A 3,630-nucleotide genomic window follows, 5' to 3' on the forward strand; every position below is an offset into this window, starting at 1 on the left:
GACTGTAGAAAACATGGATGTTTTCTACAAGCCCCCATGGATGGGTTAACGGCGTGTCCCGCACCCCCACCGGCGCCCCGCCATAGCCGATATCAAATCAGAGCCAAAGAAAAGGCGGCGCAGGTGCGCCGCCTTTTCGGTTTTGAATCCACCAACAATCAGATCAGCAGCAGCGACCGCCGTTGCGGCCGCCGTAACGCGCTTCCTGGCGTTCGCGGAAGAACGTCTTGTAGTCCATCGGCGTGCGGTCCGGGTGCTTCTCCAGCACGTGCCGCACGTAGTTGTCGTAGTCGGGGATGCCGCAGCACAGGCGTGCCGTCTGCACCAGGCGCCGCCAGATCCGGCGGTGCGCCTGGTACTGCCCGACCGGAACCAGGCCCGTGCTCATCACAGGTCCGCCATCTGGTGCGGTTCCAGCGCCACGTACGGCGTCTCACGGTCCGTCCGCTGCGGCGAACGACGCGCCGCCACGACCGTCTTGATCGCATAGGCCAGGATCGCGAACACCACGAACAGGAACAGCACCGTCAGCCCGGTGTTGACGTAGGCATTGACCACGATCTGCTGCATCTGCGCCACCGACTTGGCCGGTGCCGTGATCGTACCGCTGGCGATCGCATCCTGGTACTTGTGCGCCTGCGCCAGGAAACCCTGCGCCGGATTGCTGTCGAAGATCTTGATCAGGCCCGCGTAGGTCGTGCAGATCAGCAGCCATACCGCCGGCACCGCCGTCACCCACGCGTAGCGGTCACGCTTCATCTTGAACAGCACCACCGTGCCCAGCATCAGCGCGATACCCGCCAGCATCTGGTTGGAGATGCCGAACAGCGGCCACAGCGTCTGGATGCCACCGAACGGATCCACCACGCCGGTGTACAGCAGGTAGCCCCACAGCGCCACGCAGCCCGCCGTGGCGATGATGTTCGCCGTCCACGACTCGGTCTTCTTCAGCGCCGGGATGAAGTTGCCCAGCAGGTCCTGCAGCATGAAGCGGCCCGCACGCGTGCCCGCATCCACCGCCGTCAGGATGAACAGCGCCTCGAACAGGATCGCGAAGTGGTACCAGAACGCCATCATCGCGTTGCTGCCGCTCGGAATGGCCTGGTGCAGGATCTGCGCGATACCCACCGCCAGCGTCGGCGCGCCACCCGCACGGTGCAGGATGGTCGGTTCACCGATCGCCAGCGCCGTGGCTTCCAGCTGCTCCGGCGTGATCGTGAAGCCCCAGGTCGTGGTGATGTAATGCGCCGCCGACACCGCATCGGCACCGATCACGGCCGCCGGGCTGTTCATCGCGAAGTAGATGCCCGGATCGATGATCGACGCCGCCACCAGCGCCATCACCGCCACGAACGATTCCATCAGCATGCCGCCATAGCCGATGTAGCGCATGTGGCGCTCATTGGCCAGCAGCTTCGGCGTCGTGCCCGACGCGATCAGCGCGTGGAAACCAGACACCGCACCACACGCAATGGTGATGAACAGGAACGGGAACATCCCGCCCTTCCACACCGGACCATCGCCACTGGCCGCGAACTGGGTCAGCGCCGGCATCTTCAGTTCCGGCATCACGATCAGGATGCCGATCGCCAACGCCACGATGGTGCCGATCTTCAGGAACGTCGACAGGTAGTCGCGCGGCGCGAGCAGCAGCCACACCGGCAACACCGAGGCCACGAAGCCGTAGCCGATCAGCATCCAGGTGATCTGCACGCCGGTGAAGGTGAACGCAGGGCCCCAGACCGGATCGGCCGCCACCTTGCCGCCGTACCAGATCGCCAGCAGCAGCAGGATCAACCCCACAACCGAGATCTCGCCGATCTTGCCCGGCCGGATGTAGCGCATGTACACGCCCATCAGGATCGCGATCGGCATCGTCGCGATCACCGTGAACATGCCCCACGGACTTTCCGCCAGCGCCTTCACCACCACCATCGCCAGCACCGCCAGGATGATGATCATGATCAGGAACGCACCGAACAGCGCGATCGTCCCCGGCACCTGGCCCATTTCCTCGCGGACCAGGTCACCCAGCGAACGCCCGTTGCGGCGGCTGGAGATGAACAGGATCATGAAGTCCTGCACCGCACCGGCCAGCACCACGCCGACCACCAGCCACAACAGCCCGGGCAGGTAGCCCATCTGCGCCGCGAGCACCGGCCCCACCAGCGGGCCCGCGCCGGCGATGGCCGCGAAGTGGTGGCCGAACAGCACGTGCTTGTTGGTCGGCACGTAATCCAGGCCATCGTTGTTGAGCACCGCCGGGGTCGCCCGGGTCGGGTCCAGCTGCATCACCTTGTCGGCGATGAACAGGCTGTAGAAGCGATAGGCGATCAGATAGATGGAGACGGCGGCAACCACGATCCACAGCGCATTGATGTGCTCGCCCCGTCGCAGCGCGACGGTGCCAAGACAGAATGCGCCGAGCAGCGCGAGCGCGGCCCAACCCAGTTTGGAAAAACCTTTCATGAGATTGCGTCTCCCTGAAGAACACCGTAAGGGTCCGCCCTCGCACTGACCGGGTCAATGCGCGTGCGGAGGCTTGCCGCTAGTACTTTGGTCGTACACGGGAACGAAACAGCACGCTTGGAACAATCGGTTGCGGGCATGACGGTTGGCGCCCCCCGGGCCTGCGCCCATCTTGTACCCACTATCCTCCCGATGGAGTCAACATGAGCAGCTCCCCCGCGCGCGTGCAGCGCACCATCCGTGGCATGCCCACCTCCGACGGCGCCGGCGTGCGCCTGACCCGGGTGATCGGCGGTCCGTCGCTGCCCGATCTGGACCCGTTCCTGCTCTTGGATGAATTCGGCACCGACCGCGCCGAGGACTACATCGCCGGCTTCCCCAGCCACCCGCACCGCGGCTTCGAGACCGTCACCTACATGCTCGACGGCCGGATGCGGCACAAGGACAACCATGGCAACGAAGGCCTGCTGACCCCGGGCAGCGTGCAGTGGATGACCGCCGGCCGTGGCCTGGTGCATTCGGAGATGCCCGAGCAGGAATCGGGGCAGATGCGCGGCTTCCAGCTGTGGGTCAACCTGCCGGCGCGCGACAAGATGACCGACCCGAAGTACCAGGAATTCGCCCCGGAGCGCATTCCGGTGGTCACCCCGGTGCCGGGCGTGCAGGTCAAGGTGATCGCCGGGCAGGTCGGCGACACCGTCGGCCCGATCGTGCAGCCGGCCACCGACCCGCTGTACCTGGATGTCGCGCTGGACGCCGGTGCGCGCTGGGACTACGTGCTGCCGGACGGGCACAACGCGTTCGCCTACGTGTTCGAAGGCGACGTGGTCGTGGGCGAGGGTGAGGAGGCACGCCCGGTCGGGCGGCAGGACATGGCGGTACTGGGCGGCGGCGATCAGCTGCAGCTGCAGGCCGGTGCGGGCGGTGCGCGGCTGATCCTGGTGGCGGGGCGTCCGCTGAGCGAACCGGTCATGCGCCACGGCCCGTTCGTGATGAACACCCGCGAAGAACTGATGCAGGCGTTCGTCGACTTCCAGGAAGGTCGGTTCTGAGGCACGGTAGCGCCGGCCCGGGTGCGGCGCCCGGTGGTGCCCGGCGGGGGCGCAGCCCGCGGCCCCCCCAAAGCCGATGGGGGCACCCCCCCCCACCCGGCTCGGGGGC

General features: G+C 66.4%; 3 protein-coding genes. 1 reads left to right on the forward strand and 2 read right to left on the reverse strand.

Annotated elements, in window-relative coordinates; translation table 11 throughout:
- Positions 1–163 precede the first annotated feature (163 nt).
- Complete coding sequence (locus RWO33_RS19710; RefSeq protein WP_068853636.1) at positions 164–388, reverse strand: CstA-like transporter-associated (seleno)protein; 225 nt, start codon at positions 386–388, stop codon at positions 164–166.
- Positions 388–2,469, reverse strand: a complete 2,082-nt coding sequence (locus RWO33_RS19715; protein WP_145479597.1) for a carbon starvation CstA family protein — start codon at positions 2,467–2,469, stop codon at positions 388–390. The genes RWO33_RS19710 and RWO33_RS19715 overlap by 1 nt, the downstream gene beginning before the upstream one ends.
- A gap of 203 nt (positions 2,470–2,672) precedes the next feature.
- On the opposite strand from RWO33_RS19715, the gene RWO33_RS19720 reads away from it, so the two are divergent.
- Positions 2,673–3,521: a pirin family protein gene (locus RWO33_RS19720; RefSeq protein ID WP_314107104.1), complete on the forward strand. Its 849-nt coding sequence runs from the start codon at positions 2,673–2,675 to the stop codon at positions 3,519–3,521.
- Positions 3,522–3,630 lie beyond the last annotated feature (109 nt).

The sequence above is a fragment of the uncultured Stenotrophomonas sp. genome, from assembly GCF_963519925.1.
In the GTDB taxonomy this organism is placed as follows: domain Bacteria; phylum Pseudomonadota; class Gammaproteobacteria; order Xanthomonadales; family Xanthomonadaceae; genus Stenotrophomonas; species Stenotrophomonas maltophilia_AE.

What these genes read in the sequence shown, in the direction of transcription:
- RWO33_RS19710 (WP_068853636.1), bottom strand. Translation starts at nt 388, where the DNA reads ATGAGCACGGGCCTGGTTCCGGTCGGGCAGTACCAGGCGCACCGCCGG.
- RWO33_RS19715 (WP_145479597.1), bottom strand. Translation starts at nt 2,469, where the DNA reads ATGAAAGGTTTTTCCAAACTGGGTTGGGCCGCGCTCGCGCTGCTCGGC.
- RWO33_RS19720 (WP_314107104.1), top strand. Translation starts at nt 2,673, where the DNA reads ATGAGCAGCTCCCCCGCGCGCGTGCAGCGCACCATCCGTGGCATGCCC.